Origin of the sequence: Acinetobacter lactucae, from assembly GCF_013344765.1 — a bacterium.
Classification (GTDB): domain Bacteria; phylum Pseudomonadota; class Gammaproteobacteria; order Pseudomonadales; family Moraxellaceae; genus Acinetobacter; species Acinetobacter lactucae_A.
Genome location: NZ_JABVBF010000373.1, coordinates 1 through 820 on the forward strand (window position 1 = coordinate 1; position 820 = coordinate 820).

The window sequence follows — 820 nt, forward strand, 5'->3', positions numbered from 1 at the left end:
TATCGAAAAGAGCCTCTATGTCATTACTCCTTTTTGGATTTTTTATTAAAAAATTTTCAACATGGTTTTTATATTCTGGTTTTAAGTAAAGATGTATCATTTCCTTAATTTCTTTATCTTTATAGGCTTGGGCCTGAATATTCTTAATTTTTGTTAAAATTTCTTTGGGTGGTTCTACTGATCTACAATTCACATGTAAAGCATAAAACTGGAAAGCTTTTTGGTAGTTAGCTTTAGCTTCTTTAAAGCACTTTTGTATGCTTATGAGTTCAGCTTTACCTAATATTTTATTTTCTAATAACTTTCGATAATCATCAGAAGCAATAAACTTTTTAAATTCTCGGATGGGGATCAAGACCTCATCGTAATGTCTATAAAGTTGGTCCTCTATAGGCAGCTTATACAATTTATTTTCATCAAAGTAATGTTGTTCTAAGCCCTGTTCAAGAAGTTTTTTTTGTTGCTCAGAAATAGAAAACTCACCATTATCCAGCAAAGTATTAAGAACGAATAGTTCGTCAGCTTTATCTTTTACATGCAAGAAATACCATGGATATTCAATATTAAGTGCTGAATTTCGTATATTATCAATAACAAAACGTTCGAGAATTTTGATCTCTTTAGTTTCTTTAGTAAGTGAGTATTCTTTTGTCATTTTTGTATTCTCAAAATAAATAAAAAAATATATTAAACCTAAAGAATATGTATAGAAATAAATCAGAAAAAAGTCAATTTTTTGCTAAAAATATACAGTGGTTTTGGGGTGCATTCTTGACTATTAAAGATATATTTTTTAGCGACTTATAAGGGGCTCTTACAC

Annotated in this window: 1 pseudogene; it reads right to left on the reverse strand. The window is 28.5% G+C overall.

The annotated features are described in order from the left end of the window. A pseudogene (locus HUN22_RS17405) lies at nucleotides 1-655 on the reverse strand (hypothetical protein); the annotation flags it as partial. Nucleotides 656-820 lie beyond the last annotated feature (165 nt).